This window comes from Mangrovibacterium marinum, assembly GCF_003046625.1.
Classification (GTDB): Bacteria; Bacteroidota; Bacteroidia; order Bacteroidales; family Prolixibacteraceae; genus Mangrovibacterium; species Mangrovibacterium marinum.
Genome location: NZ_QAAD01000004.1, coordinates 118,663 through 144,488, shown reverse-complemented (window position 1 = coordinate 144,488; position 25,826 = coordinate 118,663). Strand labels below are relative to the sequence as shown.

The 25,826-nt window shown below is 47.4% G+C and carries 15 protein-coding genes; 1 reads left to right on the top strand and 14 read right to left on the bottom strand.

The window, feature by feature from the left end; genetic code table 11:
* Positions 1-9 precede the first annotated feature (9 nt).
* The 9 genes from C8N47_RS05100 to C8N47_RS05060 all read right to left on the bottom strand — a co-directional run bounded on the left by C8N47_RS05100 (position 10) and on the right by C8N47_RS05060 (position 11,426).
* The gene (locus tag C8N47_RS05100) at positions 10-1,854 is read right to left on the bottom strand and encodes a sialidase/neuraminidase family protein (RefSeq protein WP_107821449.1); all 1,845 of its coding nucleotides are present in this window, start codon (positions 1,852-1,854) and stop codon (positions 10-12) included.
* Positions 1,855-1,946: 92 nt separating this feature from the next.
* Entirely contained in the window at positions 1,947-2,879 is a 933-nt protein-coding gene (locus tag C8N47_RS05095) for a glycoside hydrolase family 43 protein (protein WP_107821448.1), read from the bottom strand.
* A 7-nt stretch (positions 2,880-2,886) separates the two neighbouring features.
* Positions 2,887-4,284 (bottom strand): glycoside hydrolase family 140 protein, encoded by a 1,398-nt coding sequence (locus C8N47_RS05090; RefSeq protein ID WP_107821561.1) that lies wholly within the window; start codon positions 4,282-4,284, stop codon positions 2,887-2,889.
* Positions 4,285-4,301: 17 nt separating this feature from the next.
* Positions 4,302-5,873, bottom strand: a complete 1,572-nt coding sequence (locus C8N47_RS05085; protein ID WP_107821447.1) for a sodium:solute symporter family protein — start codon at positions 5,871-5,873, stop codon at positions 4,302-4,304.
* A gap of 57 nt (positions 5,874-5,930) precedes the next feature.
* A complete protein-coding gene (locus C8N47_RS05080) occupies positions 5,931-7,091 on the bottom strand; it encodes a four-carbon acid sugar kinase family protein (protein ID WP_170111297.1) in 1,161 nt (386 codons plus the stop codon).
* A gap of 10 nt (positions 7,092-7,101) precedes the next feature.
* Positions 7,102-8,127, bottom strand: coding sequence for a 4-hydroxythreonine-4-phosphate dehydrogenase PdxA (gene pdxA / locus C8N47_RS05075; protein ID WP_107821445.1), 1,026 nt, complete (start codon positions 8,125-8,127; stop codon positions 7,102-7,104).
* Positions 8,128-8,138: 11 nt separating this feature from the next.
* Complete coding sequence (locus C8N47_RS05070) at positions 8,139-9,053, bottom strand: dihydrodipicolinate synthase family protein (protein WP_107821444.1); 915 nt, start codon at positions 9,051-9,053, stop codon at positions 8,139-8,141.
* A 34-nt stretch (positions 9,054-9,087) separates the two neighbouring features.
* Positions 9,088-10,233, bottom strand: a complete 1,146-nt coding sequence (locus C8N47_RS05065) for an iron-containing alcohol dehydrogenase (RefSeq protein WP_107821443.1) — start codon at positions 10,231-10,233, stop codon at positions 9,088-9,090.
* A 197-nt stretch (positions 10,234-10,430) separates the two neighbouring features.
* The gene (locus C8N47_RS05060) at positions 10,431-11,426 is read right to left on the bottom strand and encodes a LacI family DNA-binding transcriptional regulator (protein ID WP_107821442.1); all 996 of its coding nucleotides are present in this window, start codon (positions 11,424-11,426) and stop codon (positions 10,431-10,433) included.
* A gap of 215 nt (positions 11,427-11,641) precedes the next feature.
* Between C8N47_RS05060 and C8N47_RS05055 the strand changes: the two genes are divergently transcribed.
* Positions 11,642-12,832, top strand: coding sequence for a glycoside hydrolase family 88/105 protein (locus C8N47_RS05055; protein ID WP_107821441.1), 1,191 nt, complete (start codon positions 11,642-11,644; stop codon positions 12,830-12,832).
* Between the two features lie 689 nt (positions 12,833-13,521).
* On the opposite strand, the gene C8N47_RS05050 is transcribed toward C8N47_RS05055, so the two are convergent.
* The 5 genes from C8N47_RS05050 to C8N47_RS05030 form a co-directional block, all read right to left on the bottom strand.
* The gene (locus C8N47_RS05050; protein WP_107821440.1) at positions 13,522-15,555 is read right to left on the bottom strand and encodes an aceric acid hydrolase; all 2,034 of its coding nucleotides are present in this window, start codon (positions 15,553-15,555) and stop codon (positions 13,522-13,524) included.
* 3 nt (positions 15,556-15,558) lie between these two features.
* Entirely contained in the window at positions 15,559-18,381 is a 2,823-nt protein-coding gene (locus C8N47_RS05045; RefSeq protein ID WP_211316044.1) for an alpha-L-rhamnosidase, read from the bottom strand.
* Positions 18,382-18,438: 57 nt separating this feature from the next.
* Entirely contained in the window at positions 18,439-20,769 is a 2,331-nt protein-coding gene (locus C8N47_RS05040; protein ID WP_107821438.1) for a DUF5703 domain-containing protein, read from the bottom strand.
* A gap of 95 nt (positions 20,770-20,864) precedes the next feature.
* Positions 20,865-22,283 carry a sialate O-acetylesterase gene (locus C8N47_RS05035; protein ID WP_107821560.1) on the bottom strand — a complete coding sequence of 473 codons (1,419 nt, stop codon included), beginning with the start codon at positions 22,281-22,283 and terminating at the stop codon, positions 20,865-20,867.
* Positions 22,284-22,410: 127 nt separating this feature from the next.
* The gene (locus C8N47_RS05030) at positions 22,411-25,809 is read right to left on the bottom strand and encodes a glycosyl hydrolase (RefSeq protein ID WP_107821437.1); all 3,399 of its coding nucleotides are present in this window, start codon (positions 25,807-25,809) and stop codon (positions 22,411-22,413) included.
* Positions 25,810-25,826: the final 17 nt, after the last annotated feature.

Below are 25,826 nucleotides of genomic sequence, written 5' to 3'. Positions count from 1 at the left end.
AATTCATTCTTACAATTCTTTAGTCGTTACCGAATAGATTGAAAATTTCGCCAACTGCGCCGGTTTACCTGTTTCTTTCAGGTCGTAATCCTGGTCGGTTGGTGTGTCCACATCCGGAAAACGACGAACATCGCCGGTGCGGAAAGTCAAACGCTCAACGGCGTGTACCGGAGCAAAACACAGCCCGGTCTTTTTCTTTTCTCCGTCAACATAAACATCGAAAAAGCGGTTGCCGCAAGTCAATTCAATGCGAATGGTGTATTCCTGCCCGGCATTGTACGGCATGATATTTCCCATTCGGTAACCGTTTTTCTGCTGCAGATAGCCATCTTTACTGAAAGCCAAACGCATCGCAGCTGTTCCTTTGGCATCCACCAGTTCAACATCCAGTTGGCCATGGTCATTTTGGGCCGGCTTCACCTTGAACTCGACAGAGACATTGGCTGCACGCGGGAAAAGCCGTTCCGCTTTCGCGTAGTCAAATTCATCCTGATCATTGAGCATCAGGCAGCGGGTGCCGCTGGCATCTTTCTCAATGTCAACACGAGCCCAAAGCGGGCAGAAAATATTCCATCGGTCCAATTCGTTACCTTCCGGCATCTGGTTGAAAACGTCGTTTACATCCGAAGTTTCTTTGTCAACAACCGGAACCGGAACTTTCGAAACCCAAATATCTTCTTTGTTCATACTGTAAGTCACCCACAGATTGCTATCCGCCGGAATACCGTTTCCTTCAGCAATTCCGCGAACATACTGCGGGCCGTACGATTTGTAGTTCCCACCGTAACGCATCGGCGAAACTTCGCCATTCACCAACAACAGGTTCGTGTAATCCAAACCGTCGGTGCTGGTTGAAATCGCCAATGGCCAGCGGAAATCAGACGGGTTGTAGACTGTCGCGTAATGCCCGTCGGATGTGCGTTGTCCCCATATTTTGGCATTGCTGTTTACAAAACCGGGAGCACGGGTTGGCTTGGTCCAGGTCTGACCTTCGTCTTCACTAATTGCTGCCAAAGCGTGCTTCCACAAACCGACAACTTTTCCATCGGGCAAATGGTAAAAATTGAAAGCCTTGTAATCGCCTTTCAACGAAATCAGCGGATCGTCACGATCTGCCTCCTCGTTCCATTGCTGCACCATTAGTCGGTTCGCCAGCAACTCGTCACAGGCTTTCACAAAAGCTTTGTCTTTGCTCTTTTTATAAAAAGGAAGTGTTGTATTTTTCGCATCCCACCCATGATTATATCGGATGAAATAGATTGGCCCGTAAGTACCGTCAACTTTTACCTCGCGAACAACGCGGCCAATGCCGTTTCCGTCATTCGGACTGTCTTTTTCGTTCAGCGAAATCGCGATGTAAGCCAGCACCAGCAATTTGTTATTCGAGCTCACATAAAAGCCCATGCGCTGATGGTTAACGGATTGCAGGTTGTGAGCCACTGCGGTATCACCTTCTTTGCTGAATCCTTCAGGTATGTCGTAGGGCGGGAAAATTACTTCGGGTTTCGTCCACTCGTTGCCATCCTTTGAGGTTTGAATCAAAGTTGCACCCGGCGCAATATGCTCGCCAACCGGATCACTCAGATATTCGAGGAAAAAGGTATTATTCCAGTACGCCAGCATTGGCGCATGGTTGTAAGTCCAGCCCAAACCATCAGCCTGTTCCGGAAATTCGCGATTTGCCCTGAAAGTTTGAATATTGTGGACTCCCAAGGCCGGCGATAGTTGCCCGTGATGATAATCGGGATTATTGAGCGTTTCTCCGGTGTAGTGCGGCAGTTCCTGAGCCTGCGAAAGCCCGGTTACTGCAGCTGCCAGAACAAACGTGTTGATTAATTTCTTTCCAAAGTTCATGTTTCTGATTTGATCTGTTTGAATTGCGTTCTAAAAAATGGAATCCGGCGAAGGTCGAAACGGTCAACCGGATTCCGGCTATCTCATATCAACTAAAGTCCTTTATCTGCCTTCGATTGTTTTAACAGCGCATCTACAACCGATTGTTTTACTCTAAAAATCGTGCCGTGCTTATGCCCTTCCGGTAGTGTCACCTGGTCCGAAATGTCTTCAAACGATTTGAAGTCTTTCGTCCGGGCACAGCCGTATCTCATATTTCCGTAGTCGTCGTAATAAATCAGGTAGTCCTCGCCCACTTTCACAACCGTCGGTCCTTCTGATTTGAAGCCGGTGAAAGGTTCGGAAATATCGTGCCAAGGCCCAAGCGGACTTTCGCCAAAGGCCACTTCAATGTCACGTCTTGGGCGCGTGTTGTCTTTCAACACCAGCACATAATCTTTCGCCCCACGTTTAACAATCACACAGTCGATGACACTGAAGCCCGGATCGAGAAACAGTTTCGTTTCCGTAAAGCTTTTGAAATCCTTCGTTGTGGTGTAATACATGCGGTGGTTGTTCTTTTCCTCCTCTTCGCCTTTTTCAAATTTGAAGGGGATGGTAGATGCCCAGATAATGATGAAACGATCCTGTTCGTCGTCATAAAAAAGCTCGGGCGCCCAAACGTTTACCGTCGAAGTATCCGTCATCACCGGAAGGAGTTGCTCTTCCGACCAGTGAATCAGATCTTTTGAGCTGGCATAGCCAAAGCCCAAATCTCCGCGCCACGATGATGTCCAAACCAGGTGAAAAGTACCGTCGGGCCCTTGCACAACCGATGGATCGCGCATTACTTTTTGTGTGCCGACCTCCGGAGCCAACCACGGGCCACCCAAATCGTTCCAATGGTAGCCATCTTCACTGTACGCGAAAAACAAACCTTTATCGGCCGGTTCGCGGAAAGTGCTGAACAGGTACACTTCCTTTTCCTTTGAACAGGAAATCAATGTTCCGAACAGAGCTACCAACAATACTATTTTATTCTTCATCGTCAATCTACTTTACGCTATCCAAAACCAACACATAGTCGTGTCCGTCGCCGGCATCTCCCGGAGGATCGAACGATTGCACACCGGTATTTTCGAACTCTCCAATTGCAGCGAACTGTCCGTTTCGTGGGTTGAACCAGCTGGCTTTTACCTTTTCGCCAGCAATTTTACCCATCTGAACCGAAATATCGCGACCATTATAACTGTAAATGAATGCGTAGTCGTTGCCACGGGTTGCGATCAGGAAATCATACTTTTCGCCATTCTCACCGGCAATCAAACTTTGATCGGGTACCCGGTCAAAATAAGGGCGCGACAGCATCAACTCTTTCACATATTTCATTTGGGTTGCACCCGGATCGTTAATCGCTTTTGTCCAATAATCTTTTGCACCGTAAGCAGCCGCTTTGTCGCCCGGCTGGTAAAACTGCATGACCGCGCTGTGGCCGTAGGTGTATCCAAAAGCTCCGGCAAACACCGACCAGTAAGCGTAGCGACGCACATCAGCATCGTTCCAAAAGGGTTGCAACGTATCGTGCAATCCCTGTGGAATTCCTTCGTAAGAAGGTTCGCCGTCGATTGTTGGGCGAACGGGAGCCAAATCCCAGTCTTCAAAAATGTACTTGTAGTTGTCCTGCGCATAGCCGCGCTCGGTGTCGTCCTGATCGTAACGACGGTGACCGGACTGGATCATATTGAAATCCATCCACGGTTCATCCAAAAACCAGTCGTTCGACTGCATGCGGCCACGCGGGTGGAAGGTAATCAAATGGTTAGGATCGTTATCCTTCAGCGCATTCCCCAGAATATTCCAGGTTGCTGTAGAGTCACTGCCAAAAGTGTCACCACCGTTCAACCAAATAATATTTTTGCGGTCCTTGTAACGGTCGGCAATCCATTTGCCGTAAACAGCAGCTTCGTCGCGCGAAACACCGCCATCTTTCACATTATTTCCCCACACCGGCACCAAGGCCATGTACAAGCCTTTTTCGGCCGCCAAATCGATGGCATAATCAATGTTGTCCCAGTAGTCATATTGAATTGAATCGCTGAAGTCTTTTCCTTCAGTAACATTCGGAGTCGCAACGCTGTGATTCACTAAAGCTGAATCGCCGTAAACATTCACCGCTCCCAAGCCATGCAACACCATCACCTGGATAACGTTGAAGCCTTGTTCTTTTCGTGTTTCCAGATACTTCTCAGTTTCTTCGCGGTTCAATTTTGTAAAGAGCAACCAGCCGGTATCCCCTAGCCAAAAGAAAGGTTCGCCATCTTCCGTTTCGAAAAAACGATGGTTAGCCGACACTTTTAATAGTTCCATTCCTTTGGGTTCTTCCTTTTTTGCCGCTGGCTGACATGCCGCCAACGTCAAAACCGACAAACCCGCAACGAGTAGATTTTTCATTTTCATTTGTTTCTGTTTTATGCTTTGTTTAGCTGTTTTTGTCTCTGTTTCCAACCGACCCAGGTCAGCGAAATATCGGTTGAACCACCTTTACAACAAAGGCTGCCAACGTAACCGACGACAATCAGCACCACATGACTGTATACACCAATCATGTATTTATGCTGCGTGTAATTGAAATTTCCCAGGTCCAAAAGGATGGTTTTCTTTCCTTCCATTCCGATAGGTGTTGAAGTGAGCAGCGCCCATGCCGTAAAAAGAATGCTGGCTCCGATTCCCCAATACAAACCTTGCTTGTTGGCCCGTGTACTGAAAATTCCCAACAGGAACATTCCGGCAATACCACCCGAGAAAATGGCATAAAGCGTGAAGATGATTCCGAGAACGCCTTCGCTACCGGCATTCACATAGAACAAGGCGACAGCGATTGCACCCAAACCAGCCAAAACGATAAACAAGCGTCCCATCATCAATTGCTGTTTGTCGGTACTTTTCGGGAAAATGCGTTTGTAATAGTCTTCCATCAAAATCGCCGAAAGGCAGTTCAAATCCGAGTCGAGGCTGGAAATCGCAGCTGCCATCAAGGCCGACAAAATCAAGCCAACAATACCAACCGGCAGTTTTGTTAAAATGAAATACGGGAACACAGCGTCCGCTTCGATATCGGCAGGCAACGGAGCCCCGGTAATTTTGTAGTACGAGAACAGTGCTGTACCGATAAACATGAACATGGCCCAAACCGGTACACTCAGCAAAACCCCAATCAGCGAGGCTTTGATAGCGGCTTTATCCGTCTTCGCTGTCAAATAGCGCTGTACGATTGTTTGGTCGGTTCCGTATTTTTGAATGGCGTAAAACACACCATTTAATGCCATTACCCAGAAAGTCAGGTGCACAAAATCCCAATCAAACGGGCCAAAGCCAATGCGGTCGTTTGCCATCGCCACGCGCCAAACTTCCATCGGGCCACCTTCCGGCGTAAACAGCAAAATACCAAGTGCAATCACACCTCCAATGATCAGCAAGAAACCCTGGATCACATCCAGCCAGATAACTGCTTCAATTCCGCCTAACATTGTAAGAAGAATTACTGCAGCTCCGATAATCCAAATAATCGTTACAGTATCCAATCCAATCATTTTACTCAACGCCAATGAAATCAGGAAAAACACCGTTCCCATCTTGGAAAAGTGCGTCAGGATGAAGCTTATCGACGTGTAAAAACGGGCAAATTTGCCGAAACGTTTTTCAAAGTATTCGTAGGTACTTAGCTGAATGACATGCCGAAACAGAGGCACAACAAATCCCACAATCGCAACAAGAACAATCGGCACCATCAAGCCCTGAACCAGCCGAATCCAGTTTGAAGTATAACCTTCACCGGGATAGGCCAAAAATGTGATACTGCTTATCAGTGTTGCCAAAATCGAAATTCCGATCGCCCAGGAAGGAATCGATCCGGCAGCTTTGAAATAGTTGTTGGTATCTTTTTGACGTTTCGAAAACCAAAAGCCGACTCCCAGGGAGACGACCAAGGTCAGAAACATGATAAAGTAGTCGAGGAAATGTATGTTCGGTGTAGGATTCATCGTGTCTAGATCTGATTAGTTTAATTGGTTGGTTTGATATTTTTTGGGGGGCTTCGTTTAATTTAGTTCCGGAATAATACATTCGGGCCAGAGGTAACTGCCCGGCTTGGTTACCAGGCACAAGCCCGGATAATCGTCCACCTCCATTTCAATAATACCGTAATCCAACTCTCCAACTGGCCTCAAACTGGTTATTTCAAGCTTTTGGAAGATCTGAGCTGCCGTAGCACCACCTTCGATGTACAGCTCCTGAATTTTCGTCAACTCAAAAATCTTTTTCACCAACAGCCCGATTTCCTTCCGGATTCGGTCCGGAGAGATTGCCGGTACTTTCGAACTTGTAAAGATAGTTGTAATGACGACTTTCCGTTCCTGCCCCAACCAGGATGCGACATTTTCGGCCATTTCCTGAATCGCAGACGGATCTTTATCCGAAAGTTTGAAGTAGTCTTCAGACAAGTTGATAAACATCAAGCCTGCCATTTTCATCTTTTTGAAAAGCTCGAACGTTTTGGGGAAAGTACTGCCAAAAATAAACAGCGAATGATGCTCCTCGCTACTGTTAAACTCGACGTCTGCTCTTTGCGATTCGTGGTTTTTCATCAGAATTGCCTCGAAGAATCCAGCTCCTCCGCCGTAAACAGTCTGGTCATCCAATAACTCAGCCCAGCTCGACAGATCCTTTTCCGATTCGACGTTTCCAACAATGAAACCCGCATCCGGTAGCTCCTCGCCTAAATTCAGCGAAGAAATCAATTCCGGATCAGATCCTAAAATATCTTTTACACGGCTCGATTTCAACGGAAACTCCGGGTCGAAAGCAAAGGAAGTTTTTGCAAGTGGAGTCCCGTCGACATAGTACACGCCGTCTTTGACTAATCTTTTAAAATGCGGGTTTGCCGGGATAATCAAAACCCTTGATTTCCCTTCCGTTTTTTGCTGGCTGATCAGTTCTTCGTAGACATTTCCACGCAGAACAGAATCCAGTTTTTTATATATAAAATCCGGTTTCAGCAGCAGAAGTTTTTGGGTAATTTCTTCGATTTTGGCAACCGAATCGTCGGCGGACATCGACCGCGTGTCAGCAGCAATAATCAATAAATCTGCATCTCCTGACCCGGTCACCTCCGTCTCGATCAAGACCTTCAATCCATATTGAAGGCCAATTCCCCCAACTTCGGCAGCTCCCGTGAAATCATCTGCAATAACTGCTATCATCGTCTTTATTTTATTGATTTTGATAGAGCTTAATTGCGTAATCCATCGCAAACACAAGGGCATCAGGGCTGGCAATGCCTTTTCCGGCAATTTCAAACGCTGTTCCGTGATCGACAGATGTACGGATAATTGGTAATCCAAGCGTAATGTTAACACCTTTCACGCTCTTCATGGCCTGCTTTTCTTCGTCCCAAATAAAGCCAACAAGCTTGAATGGGATGTGTCCTTGGTCGTGGTACATGGCCACACAACCATCGAAACTTCCACCGTTGGCCAGTGAGAATAAAGTATCCGGAGGATACGGCCCAGCAACCTGTACACCGAGGTGTTTTGCCTCGTTGATGGCCGGCAGTATTTCTTCCGTTTCTTCGCTTCCGAACAAACCACCGTCGCCCGCATGCGGGTTCAGACCGGCAACACCGATCCGGGGATTCGCAATACCGATTCGTTTTAATGCGTCGTTTGTCAAGCGGATCACATCGAACACACGCTGTTTTTTAACCAAATCGCAAGCCTTCCGCAGCGAAACATGCGTGCTCACATGCGTCACTTTAATTTTCTCGTCGGCCAGCAACATGGTGTATTTCTCGGTTCCGGTGAAATGGGCATAAATTTCAGTGTGTCCCGAAAAATGGTGGCCAGCCAGGTTGATCGCTTCTTTGTGAATTGGCCCGGTAACCGTGCCGTCAACATCACCATTCATCGCCAATTCAATGGCTTTACGAACCGCTTTAAAAGCCAGATCGCCCGCCTCTGCGGTCACTTTCCCGTGTATAATTTTACTTTTATCAACCGGAATGTCGTAAATATCAATGGTACCAAAACTCAGTTTGGCTTCTTTTACATCTTTAATCGGGTTGATTTTCAAATCAACTCCTGTCAGCTTAATGGCTTCTTTCATTACTTCAACATTGCCCACCAACAGTGGAAGACACTTGTCGAAAACAGTTGGATCAGCAAAAGCTTTGGCAGCGATTTCCGGGCCAATCCCTGCCGGATCGCCCATGGTTACTGCTAATCTAATTTTATCTTTCATCGTGTTCGTTCTTAAAGATTTAAATTACTCAAGAAGGCTTTCACTTCTTTTCGGTAGTCTGCCTCCACCCCATTTTCCATGCAGTAAATCGGCGGCATAACCTGTGTTCCGCACAACCCTTGTTCGTCCATAATCACTTTCAGGGCAGCCAATGACTCGCCCAGCGTGCGTCCTTTTTGGTACAGTGCTCCCAGGTTGTTCGTTAGTTGTTGTAATTGTTCAACCTGTTGCCAGTTGCCATTTAGCGCATTCGCATACAAATCGGCATACAATTTTGGGGTAAAGTTTCCGGTACTCGGAACAATGCCGTCCGAACCGTTTTTCAACGCATAACCCGACATCGCTGCCCAACCAATCAGGTGAACAAAATCTTCGCGGTCGCGCCACAAATCCAAAGCCTGATCCAGACGTTTTTCATCACGTTCAGAATCTTTCAATCCCACCACATTCGGGTGATAGCTCAGCTTTTCGATCAGATCCAAAGGAATGGAATAGCCGGTAGTAGCGGTAATGTTGTAAAAGATGAGCGGAGCCGGACTGGCGTCGGCCAGTTGCTCGCAAAAGCGGGCAGCCTGTGCATCGGTCAGCGGGTAGTACGAAGGCACGTTTGCCACCACCACGTCAGCTCCCATATCGGCAAAACATTTGGCCATTTCAATGGATTCAGGCAGGCAATTCGACGAGATTCCGGCATAAACAACCGCTTTGCCTTTCGCCACTTCAACGGTCGCTTCAACTAAATCTTTCTTCTGCTGAAAAGACAGAGAACTTGCTTCGCCGGTCGTTCCTGCGATAAAGGGAGCGACATCGTATTTCAGAAAATTGCTGACAATCTTTTTCACCGCCTGCTTATCAACTGATAAATCATCCTTGAGCGGCGATATCATCGGCACAATGACGCCTTTATAGGGGTTGTTCTTTTTCATTATTATTTAGTCGTTTCTTTTCGGTTTTTCGTAATTAGTAAGCTTTTCGGTAAATCTCCAATGCGTCATCAAAGCTAATTTCGCGAACATTATTCCGCAGCAAGCGCTGTACTTTCAGGGCCGAAGTAGCAATATCTTCCAAAGCGGTTCCCGGTATCTCCAAAGCAGAAAGCTTCAAGGGAATATTCAGATCGACAATCCAGTTTTTGATGGCCTCAATCCCTTTCGCGGCATATTCTTCATCCGAAGAGCAGGCTTCTACTCCAATCGTCTTAGCAATAATTGCAAAACGTTCGGTTGCAGCAGGAAGATTGTATTCGAGCACGTAAGGCAGCATCACGGCATTCGACAGACCGTGTGCAATTTTGTACTTACTTCCCAGCGGATAAGCCAACGCATGCACCGCAGCCGTATTCACCGGACCAAGGCACATTCCGCCATAAACACTTCCCAAAGCAACAGCCGCCCGGGCCTCCAAATCATCGCCCTGATCGTAAGCCTTTTTCAGATTCTTAAAAATCAGTTGCATGCCATCCAGCGCAAAACGATCGATAACCGGATGGGCAAAACGGTTGATAAATGCTTCGAGGCAGTGCGTGAAAGCGTCAATCCCGGTGAAAGCAGTTACTGCCGGCGGAACACCAACAGTCAGCAACGGATCGATATAAGCAGCATCGGGCATCAAAAACGGGCTGATGACACCTTTCTTTTCATTGTCGGTTGTATCGAGGAAAATGGCATTCGGGGAAACCTCGCTACCCGTTCCGGCAGTTGTTGGCAAACAAGCCAAATAAGTTGACCGGCCTTTCAGGTTTCCAATACCAATAATTTCGGAAGTTGATTGTGTGTTCCCCAATTGGGCAGCGATAAATTTTGCCGCATCCAATACGCTCCCACCACCAATCCCGGCAACAGCGTCGGTTTTAAATGCACGCGCTTCGGCCAGGATTCCTTCAACTTCTGCGAAACTTGGCTCAGCTGCAATCTGTTCATTCACTTGGACCAGAATACCGGCTTGTTTAAGTTGATCGAAGTAAGCCTGCAAAAGTGGGCGCACCACGGGAATGCTCAACACAAAAAGGCGTTGGTATCCTTTTTTCGCAAAATCTTCAAAAAATTGTGCCAAGCTCCCGTCTCCGATAACCAATTGCGAGGGCGTATTTAATTTGATTAGCTCCATTAATTTCTTTCTTATTTGATTCTAAAATCTTCGAAGACGTGATTACTCGATCCACCGAAAGGATGTTTTGAGGTAAAGCACCAAGATCATCTTCAAAGACAGGTCGAAGATAATGTAAACGTTTACATCATCCAAATTAAAACAAAAAAATAATGCCGCTTATTTAAAGGCATTATTCCATGTAAACGATATTCACACTAGCAGGAATGTCGTATTTTCAGCTCCGAATTCAGCGTCATTTGAATGCAGGGGCGTTTCGGATCTTTAATCCGCTGAATCAGCAACTCACCGGCACGCTTGCCTATTTCGTAGGCTGGTTGGCGCACGGCAGTCAACGGCGGGTTCAGTGCATTGGACCAGTTCATGTCATCAAAACCAAGCACGGCAATATCTTTTGGTATCTGAAGCTTTCTACCATTAATCACTTCCAGTGCCCCCAAAGTAATCAGGTTGTTACCGGTAAACAGCGCATCCGGCGGGTTCGTCATACTCAACAGCTTTTCGGTAACCTGCATACCACTGGCGTAACTTGAGTCGCCTTGAATGATCAGGTTTTCATCCAAGTCCAAACCGTGATCCTGCATGGCATTGCGATAGCCTTCCAAACGTAGCCTACTTGACGGGATGGTTGGCAAACCGCCAATGTGGGCAATCCGTTTGTAGCCTTTTTCAATCATGAAACTAACAGCCTGGTAGGCACTTTCCTGGTTATTCACCCAAACCACATCAACGTCCATCCCTTTCAACCCACGGTCGACACAGACTACCGGCAAGCCGTTGCGAACGATTTTTTTCACCCGCTGATCCTCTTCATGAGCCGGTGCAGCAATCAAGCCATCAATCGCTTCCGATTCGAGAATCTCCAGATACATCGCCTCTTTTTTCTCGTCCTGACTAAAATTGCACATGATGATGACATAATTATTTTGGTAGGCGACATCTTCGATACCCCGCAACACATCAACATAAAACGGGTTTTGGATATCGGGAATAAGCACGCCCAGCAAATTGCCGGCACCACTTTTTGAGCGCAAGCGCTTGGCAACCCTACTAGGCTGGTATTTCAGCTCTTTTATGGCTTTCAGAATTTTCATCCGGGTTTCTTCATTCACACTTTCGCTGTTGTTCAGTACCCGGGAAACAGTAGCGATAGAAACACCTGCGCGCTTGGCGACTTCATTCATGCTTGCCATGATATCACTTTAATTTGAGGTTCAAGTATCCTTTAGATTCTACTAATTTATAAAATTCCCGACAAATGTAAACGATTTCATGGAGATAGTTGTATTTTTCCGAGGTTTTGTGAACGTGATTCCATTTGAGTATCCGAACACCCTAGCGCTGGGGCTACATGCCCGGTGACCTACAAATTCGAAGCAGATATTATTCAATTTAAAACTAAACAAACATGAAGTACTTAGCTTATCTCTTTTTATTCATCGTCTTTACGGCCTGCTCTTCAGGTTCGAGCAAGCAAAAAACAGAAACAACCGAATTACCCACAAAGTGGAGCATCAAAATGGCCGACGCGGTGATGAGCCGCAGTGACAGCCTCGGTTATTACAATGGCCGTACCCGTCGCGGTTGGTCGTACGATGTTGCTCTGTTGGGAATGGCGATCGACAAACTGGGAAACATCGATCCAAAATATTCGGCCTACATGAAAACAGATATCGACGCAATGGTCGACGAAAATGGAAATGTAGCCCGCTACGATTCGACAAAATTCAATATCGACTATGTGAACCCGGCCAAAAACCTCCTGATTTTGTGGAAAAAGACCGGAGACGAAAAATACAAAAAAGCGCTCGGCCAGTTTGTTCGTCAAATGGAAAATCACCCAAAAACAAAAACAGGCGGATACTGGCACAAAAAAATCTACCCCTGGCAAATTTGGTTGGATGGTGTTTACATGGGTATGCCTTTCCTGGCTGAATATGCCAAAGACTTTAACGATCCGCGCTGGTTTGATGTGGCTACCCACGAAATCATCCTGGTGCATGAAAAAACCTTGGATCCGGCAACGGGACTGTTGTACCACGCCTGGGACGAAAGTAAAGAGCAAAAGTGGGCTAATCCGGAAACCGGCCAGTCGCCGCACTTCTGGAGTCGCGCCATGGGCTGGTATGTGATGGCCATTGTTGATGTGCTGGATTATCTGCCCGAGGATCACAAAGACCGGGCTGAAATCATCAAAATACTACAGGAAACCTGCGATGCGCTGCTAAAAGTTCGCGATCCGAAATCGGGCGCCTGGTACCAGGTGCTGGATCAGGGCGATCGTGAAGGAAACTACCTGGAAGGCTCGGGAACGGCTATGTACATTTATGCTTTTGCCAAAGGTGCGAAGAAAGGCTACCTCGATCCAAAGTACAAAGAAATTGCTGCTGATGCTTTCGACGATATGGTGAAGACCTTCATTGTTACCGGCGATGACGGACTACCCAGCATGGTGAATATTTGCGGAAGTTGCGGTTTGGGAGGAAGCCCTACCTATCGCGACGGAAGTTACGAATACTACACAACGGAAAAGATCAATACCAACGACACCAAAGGTGTTGCTCCATTTATTTTAGCCGCCATTGAAACAGACAAATAGAACTTTTACATACAAATTTGCAGAGGCTCGGATCATCGGATTCGGGCCTTTTAGATTTCGAAGCCGTCGCGAACTTCAGTTTAATTTTCAAACCAATATACCGTATTCCACACACATCGCTTGCTTCCCTTGCTGGAAATAGTTACCCCAACCGGTAAAGACACATCCTGCGAGAATTTCACAGCCCCCACAGCAACTGTTTTGAAGGCTGTGAAATTTTCACAGACCTCCCGGCGAGTACTTTGGACCTTCTGAAAATTTCAGAAGCATGAATTCGAGTGCTGCGGTGCTTCTGAAATTTTCAGAAGGCTCGCCGCACATCCAGTGCGCCCCGTGAAATTTTCAGAAGCTTCCCGGGGTATGTTCTGATTCTCGTGAAAATTTCACAGCCGGTATTGCGATGAGGGAATAGCATCCACATCTTCGTGTTCAGACTTCTCCACTAAAAACCTTCATGATTACGGAGAATCACCAACAGGAATGAAAGTTTACTATTTTCGACGATGCTGTTGTCGTTGTTTTCAAAAATTGTCGGGTTGTCGGTCCACTTCTAATCAAAACCAGTTATCGACATGGCAAATTTAGCGCCTCTGCGTAGTCATACTTTCAGACAAAAGAAGCTTTGACCGAAACAAGTTTCAGCCAAGGCTCTACAAACAATCAATCACAATCAAATAAACAAAAACTAACTATTTCTTTAGCGGAATCCAAACGCTCATCTCCCCTTTCCCCCGGTTATCCCAAGCGTAGTAAGGCACAAAACGGAGCGGAATCCGTGTTTCTTTTTCATCTAAATTTACAGGTTGATACAACTTGTTTTTCCAGCTGCTATCGCGAAGTAAAACACCTTCGCCTTTCAACGCAACCAGTTTTGCACCATCAATTTCAATCGATTCCGGTTTTAGCTCCTTCGCGGCATCAACAGCAACATTAAACACATCAACACCTTTCGGTAAATCAGCTGTTTCCATGCAATACACCACCGGTCCGCGCTGCACGGCTACCAATCCCCGGTTTGCTTCCACCATCGGGTTGGTTGTCATCAGCTGAACCAGCATCGGCATATCCAGGCTAATTTGATCGCCCTTTTTCCATTTGCGCGAAACTGCGACATAAATTCCCGGTTGAACGTCGGCTGACATTGGCTCACCATTCACTTTCAATTCTGCACCCTTACACCAGGCCGGAATACGCAAATGCAGGGTCATTTCCTTTTTCAATGTTTTTTGAATCGTCAGCACAACCGCTCCATCCCAGGGATAATCTGTTTGCTGGCTGAGTTGAAGAGCGTCACCGTCTTCCAAAGTGGTATTCAAATCATTGGCACCGTAGAAATTCACATACAAGCCATCTTTCGACAAACTGTACATGTAATTGCTGATTTCGGCAACCGTACGGGCGGTATTTGGCGGACAGCAGTTGCAGTAAGTGATATACGGCTCACGATCTTTCGACCAGCGCAAATCATGCGAAACCTCGTCGGCCACAGCCAGCGGGTTAGCGTAGAAATGACGAATACCATCGAGGCTCACCGCCCCCAGCAGACTGTTATACATGACCTGCTCCATCACATCGGCATATTTGGCATCGGCCGTAACCTGCAACATCCGCCAGTTCCAAAGCAGGTTACCAATGTTTGCACACGACTCGTTATGCGCAGTCAGGTTGGGCAACTCGTAATCCTCGCCGTAAGCCTGGTGAACCTGCTGAATCGACGGTTGATCGTAAGTGGTTCCGCTTGGCGAAACCCCATCGTACAAGGCCCCACAGGCACCGGTGATGTACATTTTATTTTCAACCAGGTCGTGCCAGATAGAATCCAGTGCTGTCATCAAGGTCTCGTCCCCGGTTTCGGCATACACATCGGCGGCTCCGGCGTAGAGGTAATTGGCACGAACGGCGTGCCCCTGCGCCTTGGTTTGCTCGCGAAAAGGAATGCGATCCTGGTTGTGATCGTGTCCTTCTTTCACCTGGTCGCGAATATCAATCAATCCTTTTGCCAGCTCCAGGTAACGCGGGTCACCCAAGGTGCGGTACATCTCGGTCACACCCATATAATGCGACGGACATATCGCATTTTGTGCCAGCTCGTATGCGTGATTTTTATAATAGTCGTAAAGAAAATCGGTTGCTTTTATGGCAATGTCCAGCAAGTTCCGTTTTCCGGTCAGGCGATAATGCACACAAGCCGCTGTCATCAGATGCCCCATGTTGTAGGTCTCGAAATCCATGCGCTCGGCAAACTCCGCTTTCTGCTCCGGATGCTCTCTTTCTTTGATAATCACCGGCGTGTGGATATAGCCATCGGCACGCTGCGTCATACCAATCACGGTAATGATTGAATCGATCTTTTGGTTCAGAGCCTTGTCATTGTTCTCGGCTGCGATTACAATAGCCGCTTCCAGCATTTTATAAAAGTCGCCATCGTGAAACGGTGGGCCGATATGCTCGCCATCTTTCAGTCCGGCGGCAATCTCGAAGTTGGCAAAACCATGACTGATCGAATCGTTCAGGTACATATCGAGCATGTGCGGCATCATACTGTCTTCGCAAACCCGGTACCGATCGGCCCAAAAACCGGTTGTCCAGCGCACATCGGTCAGATTCACCGATTCCAGTTTCGCGAACTTGCTCTTCGAGGTATCTACCAGGCTCTTGTCCTGTGCCTGTACAAAGGAAACAGCCAGTACCCATAAAATTGACGTGATTGAATATTTTAACATGACTTAGTTTGAGTTTTGAATTTGAAATGAATAGGTGCCGGAACCAACTTCAACAACCAGATAATCCCCTTCGCGTCCGACACTCTCAATATCCTTTCGGTTTGCAATTGACTTTCCGCTTTCCGAAACCGAAGTTTCGTCATTCGCCAGCAAGTAGATTTTAGCTGAAGTATTCGCCGGAATTTCCACCGTTTGCACAAAAGCATCTTCTTTTCGCTCCCATCCCGAACGAATTTCACCATAAATGGAGTGATAATTCGCCTTGGCAAATTGAAGCTGTTCCGTTGGCACTGGTTTAACGACGATCTTTTTATAGCCCGCCACCGTAGGATCTTCCTGCAAGCCAGCTACCATTTGATACAGCCAGTTGCCTACAGCTCCGTATGCATAGTGGTTGAAGGAGTTCATCCCCACATCCTGAAATGAGCCGTCGGGCTTGATGCAATCCCAGCGTTCCCAGATGGTAGTCGCCCCTTTTGTAACCGGGTACAACCACGACGGATAACGTTTATTGAAAAGCAACTTGTAGGCAACATCCGGGTAGCCGTAATCACTCAAAGCCTGGCACAACAATGGTGTTCCAACAAAGCCGGTTGTCAGGTGGCCGAAATGATTGACATCGTCGGCCAGGCGTTTGGCTACAACCGGAACTAAGTTTTCCGGAAGCAGTTTAAAGCACAAGGCCAAAACATAGGCCGTCTGCGTGCCCGAAGTCAATCGTCCCGTTTCAGTAACGAACTCCCGGTTAAAAGCTTCTTTTATTTTGGGCAGAATAGCCGCATAACGAGCAGCATCTTCCTTTTTGCCCAGGATTTCAGCAATCTTTTGCATCAATCCGGTTGTGTGGTAAAAGTATGCCGTTGCAATCAGCTCTTTATCGGTATTTGCTCCCGCATAACCATAGTCGGGTGCATTGTAGTAATACGAATAATACTCGGCAAAAGCCAGCCAGTCGCCAAAGTGGAAGCCTGCACTGAACACATAGTTGTCGCCCGATTCGCGAATCATGTATTCTTCCCAGCCTTTCATCGAAGCGTACTGCCGTTCCAAAATTCCGGTATCGCCATAAGCACGGTAAACTGTCCAAGGAATAATCACCGAAGCATCGGCCCAGGCTGTTGCTCCAAAACCATCTGACCAACCGGTACCGCCACCGTCTTTTACTACATTGGGCACGACCCAAGGCACGCTGCCATTCTCTTTTTGATCGACCGGAAAATCCTGCATCCACTTGGTGTAAAATGGAGCTGCATCGACGTTAAAACAGGCCGTTGGCGCAAAAACCTGTGCGTCGCCGGTCCAGCCCAAACGTTCATCGCGTTGCGGACAATCGGTTGGCACGTCGAGGAAATTTCCGCGCAAACCCCATTGAATATTTTTTTGCAGGCGATTCACCAGCGTATCCGAGCATACAAAATCGCCGGTCTCCGTCATGGCCGAATGCACTACGCAAGCTTCCAGATCGTCTACCGTCACCTCGCCCGGGTAATCGCTGATCTTCACATAGCGAAAACCGTGAAAAGTGAAACGCGGCGCAAAGCTTTCAATACCGTCACCCTTGAAAATATATTCGTCCTCCGCTTTTGCTACACGCAGGTTTGCGGTATAGAAATTGCCTTCCTGATCCAACACTTCGGCGTGATTCAGGACAACTTTGTCGCCTTTATTTCCTTTAAGTTTAAAGTGTACCCAACCCACCAGGTTTTGCCCGAAATCGAATACCAGTTCCCCTTTCGGAGTGATAATCTTCTCAATCGGTTGAATGCGCTGCGTTACCTGAACGGGAACGCCATCCGAAGCCACCAGGTTGTCGTAACCGTAATCTTTCGTCTCTACGCCATTCCATTTACGGTCATCAAAATCAGCTGTATTCCAGCCGGCTTGTTCCAGACGCGCGTCGTAAGTCTCGCCGTTGTAGATATCCGATTTCAGGATGGGGCCATTGCCGGCTTTCCAGTTTTCATCGCTACAAATCAACTCTGAAGTGCCGTCAGTGTATTCAATCTGAAGTTGAAAAAGCAAAGCCACTTTCTCACCATACGTATTTTTGTTTCCCTGCCAAACCAGAAAACCGCGATACCAACCGTCGCCCAAAACGACGCCAATCGCATTTTCGCCTTTCGCCAATAAATTGGTTACATCGTAAGCCAGGTATTGCAAACGCTCCTGATAACTGGTCCAACCGGGGGTAAACAAATCGTCACTCACTTTCGAGCCGTTCATACTCAACTCGTACAAACCATGGCAAGTCACGTAAGCGGTTGCTTTGCTGATCGGCTTCGGGGCCTGAAACGTTCTTCTCAAATAAGGAGATGGTGTCGATTTTGCCACATCTTCATCCAGCTTCGGCTCAATCCATTGGGCTTTCCAGTCGGCATGACTTAACAAGCCCAGCTCGAAAAATACCGGTTCGCTCCAGGCAGATTCCTTCCCGCGATTGTTGCGAATGCGCACCTGCCAGTAAACCCGTTCGCCGGATGCCAGTTGCTGCCCGGCATAGGCCAGCTGATTGGACTGCTCGCTCTCAACCCAATCGGTACTCCACAATAAATTGGCTTTGTTCTTCAATTCGGCTGCCGTTGCTGCACATCGAATTTGGTACGCTTGCTGCATGCTTCCGCGCTCCGAATCCTGCATTTCCCAACTCAATCGAGGATCTGCCATGCCCAATCCAATCGGGTTGTGCTTGTATTCTGTTCTCAGGTTCACGGCAGCTAATTTATTCTGATTGCCGCCCATCGCATTTCCGTCCACGAAGAGAAAAGTGAACGCGACACACAGCAATGAGCTGGCAATTGTTAGTCGGTTTTTCAGTAAGTTGATCATATCCCGTTAATTATTCGTTTATCGTTTTAGGTTTATTTTGAAAAGGTTCATCGCTTGTTATTGCATCAAATCGCCCAGATTTTGAATATCCGCTTTTCGCGATTCCGGAATTACCGTCAACTGTTCCACCCGCCCATTTTCGTAGTTGAGTTCAACGGTGGTTTGCTTCGGCAAATGCAGTTTAAAATGAACATCGCGATCGCGAGGCCAGGCTGGCAACAAATAAATTTGATCGCCAACGGTTTGAACCAGCATTTCCTGCAAAGCAATCATCCCCGAACCACCCCAATTGTGATCAGGTGTCCAGTCGAAGCCCGGCCCCCAGAATGCAGGGAAGCGCCGACCGGAATCTTTCAATTTCAGGGTGACCAACGAATCTGCCTCATTGGTCAATCCCAACCGGGCAGCAAAAATCGCATCCTGTTTCCAGCCTTTGTGACTGCGAAATTTCAAAGCATCCGGATCATATTTCCAGGTGTTCAGCGCAACTTCCAAATCGGGCAGGCCAACCCCATACATTCCCCAAGGATAAACCGGGTACAGCTGCGGAACTTCTACATTGTTTACCCGCTCCCACAACTTGGCCGGAGCAATGGTTTTGTGCCCCTCAATTTCGCGAAAACTAATCGGCGGAATGCATTTCACCATTTCCGCGAAAAAATTGTAGTCTATTGCTGAAGAATATTCCTCGGGCAAGGCCAGTAATTCTTCAGTAACGGTTTTTAAAGCCGCAATTGTCGACGTGCTGTTATAGGCCATTTTGTAGGTTTCGCAAGCCGATCCCGGATACAAAACCAGCTGGCCGTCAGCGTTCAACTCTTTCGATCCACGCTCGCGCGCCAGATAGCGGTAATGCTCATCGAAAAACCTGAGCGAGCTCTCAATCAACGGCAGATATTTTGAGATATCAGCTCCCGAGTACTGCTGATCCTGCAGGATCATGTGGCAAAACTCCAGCACAGTATCCCACTGGTATTCCAGCCAGGCATTGTATTGTCGGCCCGGATCGTAATCGGCCGGCCGCTTCCAACCGTATTCGCTCGGATTGGGCAAACCAAAGTTTTCCAACTGCTCGGTAAAACAAGCACCGTCGTGTCCCCAATAGTTTTGAGATCGAAGCGTCGCATTTTTCAACGTATTCAAATAGAAATCGAATTGACACGACAACATGTCGAAGTCGCCGTTTTTCAACATCGGGAAATACACCAATCGCTGGTTTTGAGCGGTAAATGTTCCGCCGCCCCAGTTCCTGAAATCAGCAGTGAACGCCCGCGTTGAATCCGTAAAAACCGGATCGACCGTGAACAGGCCGCCGTTGAATTTGGTCGGATACTTACCGTACGCGTTGCAGGCCAACATATAACGAAACAACTGGTAATTCCGTCCTACCTGCCAACTTACCGACTGTTCGTTTTTGTTATTGGGTTGAATGAAAACAAAACTTCGATTCCAGAAATCAGCCCACCACTTTTGTGTTTGCTGATAAGCTTTGGTGCCCTGCTTCTGGCTTTGCGAACGCAGAGTTGAAAGTTCATCCTTCCAGACTTCCCGACTTGCAGTTTGAGCAGTATGCAGGTAGATTTTCAGTTCTTGTTTCTTTGAAGGTGTCTTACTTTGCAGTTTGAATCCCTTAAACTCAGTATCGACATATTTTCCGGATGTCTCTCCGGCCGGAACCATATTTGTCCCCTGCATCAAACCACCGAAAGTGAGGTTTTCGAGCGGGTTGTCAAGTTGATCTTTAACGGCATCCAGCTGCTGTTGACGAACAGTCACGTCGAACACCGTTTCACCGGAGTTTCGGTGGCAAAACAAAACGCCACCTTCCGAAAACTCAACCTGATCGGCCTTGGTCGTCAAGCCTTCCGGCGCAGCCCATTTGTACGAATTGGCAAAGCTTTCCAGTTTCCGCAACGGACGATCTTCGGTTCTCCAACTCTCGTAAGTTGCTTCTGTTGAAACAGGTTGATTGGCATCCACTTCAACATGAATTACCGGACGAAAAACATCCACCCACAGTTTGGCGGTTGCTTTTACCCCATTGTGGTCACCCTGAATGGTCACAAAACCTTCTTTGAGATGTAATTCCTGCTTGAAATTTTCACCGTCGAACGGATTCGGCGACAGCTTCACCCGAACACGTCCCAACTTCAACATGCAGTTATTTTCGTCGAAGGTGCCGCTTTGCGAAACATAGAAGAGCAGGTCGCCATTTTCAACCCACACATTCAGGCCAACATCGCCACCACCGCAAGGCATCGATTCGGATGAATTTGCACTCTGTCTGGTCCAAACCAAATTGTAGTCGTTCAGCCCGGCAGGTTGTGCCGAAAGCTTCACAACAAACAGCAAAAGTATCGCAATCGTTATCTGAATGTGTTTCTTCATTTTTCTTCATTTCAAAGAGCGTGAGCGAGCGGCAATCAAATTACACGCTCAGCTCACATTCTTTCTTCTAAAACTGTAATCCTCAAATATTCAAATTACCAATCATCACTTCTAAAAGATGACACCGGCAAGCCGTTTGTTCCGTAAAGGGTTCCTACTGTAAAGTCGTCGAAAGCATAGCGCACAGCTACAGGCTTTTCAACCCTTGGTGAAGACAATACAACTGATTTGCTTCTCAAAAAGACTTCTGCCGGGTAGAAAACTTTGTCCTCGCCGGCAATCTCGAAACCGGTCAGCTCTTTTCCATAAGTCGTCAAACCATTGGAGGCGTCGTTGAAAGAGACGATGAGTTGACTTCCTTTTACCTCGAAGGCGTTGTAGGAAGGGCTCTTATAGGCGAAATCTCTGAATCCGTAGGTCTTTGCCAAGGCCCACAAAGCCAGCCGTTCGCCACCTTCCTGTTTGTGCATCGGGTGAATACTGGTTTTCTCGCCAATATCCATCAACACAGCCATACCACTGTTCGGGATCTTTGCCTCCGCTTTACGCTGTGCATCACGCAGGTAAGCCGAATTGTATTTTTCGTGGTATTCTTTCGGCGTGAAAACCGAGTAATCGAAAGGCGCAATCTGACAATAATAGAACGGGAAATCGCCGATTCCCCACAGCGAACGCCACTCGGCCACCATGGTCGGGAAAAGTTCTTCGTAACGATCGGGCTCAATGTAGTTGGTTTCGCCCTGGTACCAGATACAACCGGCAATTCCGTAACCAATCACCGGATTCAACATTCCGTTGAACAAGACAGTCGGAGTACGGTTAACGACAGGAATGCTGTCACCCGGAGCGGGTACTTGCTTATCTTCGAATGAAACCGAAGTCTTCGGGCTCATCCAGGCCTGAATACAGGAACCGCCGTAGCTCACCTCGATCAGACCAACCGGAACGCCCAGCATTTCCTGCAATAGGCGTCCAAAATAGTAGCCCGTTGCACTAAAATTGCGAACGGCTGCCGGATCGGCTTCTTTCCACTTGGCATCAAAATTATCCTGCGCCACAGTTTGCGAACTGCGAGGAACAGTAATTAAACGGATCTGATCATTGGTTGATTTTAAAATATCCATGTTTGAGCCGACAACAGGCTGCCCCGGAAAACCTTTCATTGGCATTTCCATATTCGACTGGCCGGTGCACAACCAAACTTCGCCAATCAAAATATTTTCCAGCACCAACTCGGTGCCATCACTTATCTTTATTTCGAAAGGGCCACCAGCTTCCGGTGTTTCAAGCTGCAACTTCCACTTTCCATCTTTATCGGCCTTGACCGTGTAGGTTTTGTTATTCCAGGAAGGAGTCACTTCCACTGTTGCTTTTGCGTCGGCCCAGCCCCACATGCCAACTTCACTTTTCTGCTGTAGAATGGCATTATTGGCAAACAAAGCGGGCATTTTCACTTCGGCACGTAGCTGAAATACGACTGCCAAAAGCAAGATCATCAATACATTTCGTTTCATCAAAAACTTCATCTCGTTTATCTTTCGTTTGTTAATTCTTCAGTACAATATTCTATCTATTGAGGGGCTCTCCATTTAGGGCTTGACTTAAAGTCAAACCCTAAATAGCAGCTAACTTTTACTCATTTCACTTTTGCCATTGCAAAGTTACAGGTCCCAGCAAACCTGCCGGAAGCAACGGTTGCCCCTCCAATCGGTAGGGAGCGGTCGTCCAGGTGATGCGCTGATCTTCCGGCAAACGATGGTCACCAATTAAGCGGTTGTTCCAGGTATTGGAAACTTTAATAGTCAATCTATTTTCACCCTTTTCTAGCCCCTTTGTCGCCAAACGGTAGGGAGCAGTCCACAGCACAACCGGTTCGCTATCATTCAAGCTAACTTCAGCTACATCGCAAACTTTCCCGAAGTCTAACCACAGGCCGGTGGTATCACCATCCCAATTGAAGGTGGTTTTATACACCGCTTCACCCGAGTAATATTTAATCGCGTCATCGGCATTTTTCGACCAATCGCTCAAAGTTTCAAATGTTTGAGGTCTCTCCGGACCTCCAAAATCCGGGGCGAAACTTACTTCCCATACCGTGTTAATTGTGTCAACCGACGACAAATGCGCCAATTGCAGTTTTTCACCGGCTGCTTCAGCTTTATCTCCAAAGAGTACAAAAACGGATTCGTACGAATGAAAAGGGTATTTTATCATCACCCGACCATTTTCGTCCGTTTTGTAAATACATGCGGCGTATGTCCCTGTAGCTGGATTATAAAGAACCGGAGCCTTGCTATTCGCCCGAAAGGACATGGTTGCGGTTAAGCTATCAGCGGTTTGATTGGCAATAAAGTAGATATCTCCCTCATCTGAGTTCCGATGATTCCAGGCTAATTTACCCGTCGCATCCGACGTAAAATCAGGATGAACGCCGAGGGGTTCGAGGTTTGAATTTTCAAACGAACCAAAGATTAATCGTCCTTTTCCTTTCTGAATATATTTCAGCTTTTCACCGTTAAGCTCAGTGCTTTTTTCAGTGCCGGAAAACATTTCGTCGAGAATGTCATTCAAGCGATCCCGATCTTCATTCAGGCTGATTGTTTTTGTTGGCTTTTGTTGCATCAAAATCGTCGCGCCGTCATTTAACAGTTCGAGCAGTTTCCTGGCAACTTCAATACTCATGCGTTCACCTCCCTGAGGAGCCATCTTGCGATTTCCCGGAATCACCAAAATCGAATACTTCATTCCTGAAGCAAACACAACTTTCCCGTTTTCAACAGTCGCCAGATTCAGCAATGCATCTTTGTTGAACGAATCGTAGGCATAGCCGCGCAACGGATCGATCCAATTCTCCGGACGGGCCATATTAGCCTGTGTGCTGACCGTCCGGGGCATTTCGTATTTCGGGAAGCCTTCGTTTTTCAAACGTTCTTTTTCAGAGGCAACACGTTGCTTGCCAAACAAGCCAGGCAGGGTGTTGACCAAACGATCCGGCAGTAGCGCACGTCTGGGAATCTCCTCACCGGTAAACACAGCAATGTCCACAACCGGTTTCCCTTTTTGCAACAGCCGCTGACTATTCTCCAGGTAAGTCCAAAATCCATGGCTCATCTCCCACCATGTTTGCCCGCGTTGCAGGAAGGTTCCGACCTTGTCCAATGTCATGCCCGGCTTCCTGTCCAGCCACGGGCTGTGGACAAAAACATGGTTGACAATTTTGTTGATCCCCAATGCCAGGTTTCTGTCGGCGTACGGTTTAAGCATCGCCGGCGTTTCATTCCAATCCAAACGGATCTCGGTAAAACTTTCGGACTGAATAACCGGTTTGCCATAAATGTGTGCTGCTGAAATTGCATCCAGCACATCATTGGGTTTATCGTGCGACGGGCTTTGGAACCAAAATTCCCCCGCCGGATAATCGACATATTTCTGGTGCAACATGCCATCGACAACTCCTGTTGGCGCGTTGCTTTCCTCGACAAACTTCACCCCCAGCTGATGGGCTTCAGCGGCTATTGTACCCGAAAATTTATCAGCAAATAATTCGGCTACTGTTTCCCGAACATCGCGCAACACGCTTTCAGAAACATCCGTGTTTTCCAACGGAATACCAGCCATAACCGGCAAATAAGCCATTAAACTGTACCCTCTGCGTTTTTCAAATTCCTCGGGAAATTTGGCGGTCCAGTTCTGACTACCGCACTCCCAACTATCACAAAGCATTCGGGTAAGTGTGCCGTGAGCATCCTCACCTACCTGATTATAAATTTCGCCAAACCACTTATCAAATTGAAGTTTGACGGCATCTTCGCTGAACTTGTCGCATTCCAAACCACGGGCACCACCGCCAATGTAATTTTCGGCTCCGGTTGATGTATGTCCCATGCGGATGATCTTCCATTTTCCTTCGGGAGCCTGCCAGTTTAAAACACCATCCGCAGACACATATTCAGTCACATTAATCAGCGTATTCAGCGGAACAAATTGTCCATCCTCTGCATCCATTTTTGTTTCGTCGGCAATACGCCAGATCGACGCATTTTTCCCTTCAAACTGATTGATGCGAGCCGACGACAACAGTCGCAAGCCCTTCAACTGTAATTTGGGACTCCACTTGGCATCATCAATGTCTTCCGCACCAGGTTCCGAGCCTCCCCTCTCAAAAACGAAACGGAAATACTTCGCCGTTACCGGAGGGATTGCCTGGGTATTGGGCTGGTACAAATCCTGCCAGCCACTGCGTGGAGGAACCAGACGTGTGTGTTCCCAAAATTTTTCACCATCATTACTTACCTCCACAATCAAACGGTTCGACTGGTAATTTGCCCATCCAGTTGAAATCTGAATCGTCCGGCAAGTAAAAGGTTCATTGAACGCGTATTCAATCCAACCTTCATTTTTAGATGTGAAAGTTTTATCGTTATTCTTTTCAGCCAAATACTGCAAATCGCCTTCCTGCATATTTGAGCTAACTTTCGGCTGGATCACCCACGAATCTTGCTCGTAGTCGGCAACCGGATAGGCATAAGTGGCAATGTCTTCGTAATAGCCTTTATAATCCTCTGGCTGTGGCAGCGAAAAATGGAGTTGCGCCCCACCTTCGACAATCGTATCGGCCCAAACTACCTTTTGCATCGATAGTTCCGGCGTAATCCAGGGCCCCCCGGCAGTTGTGAATCCATCGCAAGTATTGAAACCCAAAGATATCCCCAGACGTTTGGCTTCCTTCACCGTGTATTTCACAACGTCGAACCACTCGGGACTGTAGGTTACCAATTGATTTTCGTACAGACCTGCCGTATCGCGAATCGCAAAAATGTACGCACCACCAATCCCCTGCTTTTTCATTGTTTCAAGATCGGCGGTAATGCCCTCTTTGCTCACAGCTCCATGCACCCAGTGCCAGAAAGTCCAAACAGTAGCATCATCAGCCGTTGGCGTTTCAACTTTTGCCTTTGGAGCTTTTTCTTGCTCGCAAGAAATTGCAAGTACCACCAGGGCAATGGCTAAAAGGATTTGTATCGGTTTGATTCGTTTCATTCGTCAGTTTGGCTTTG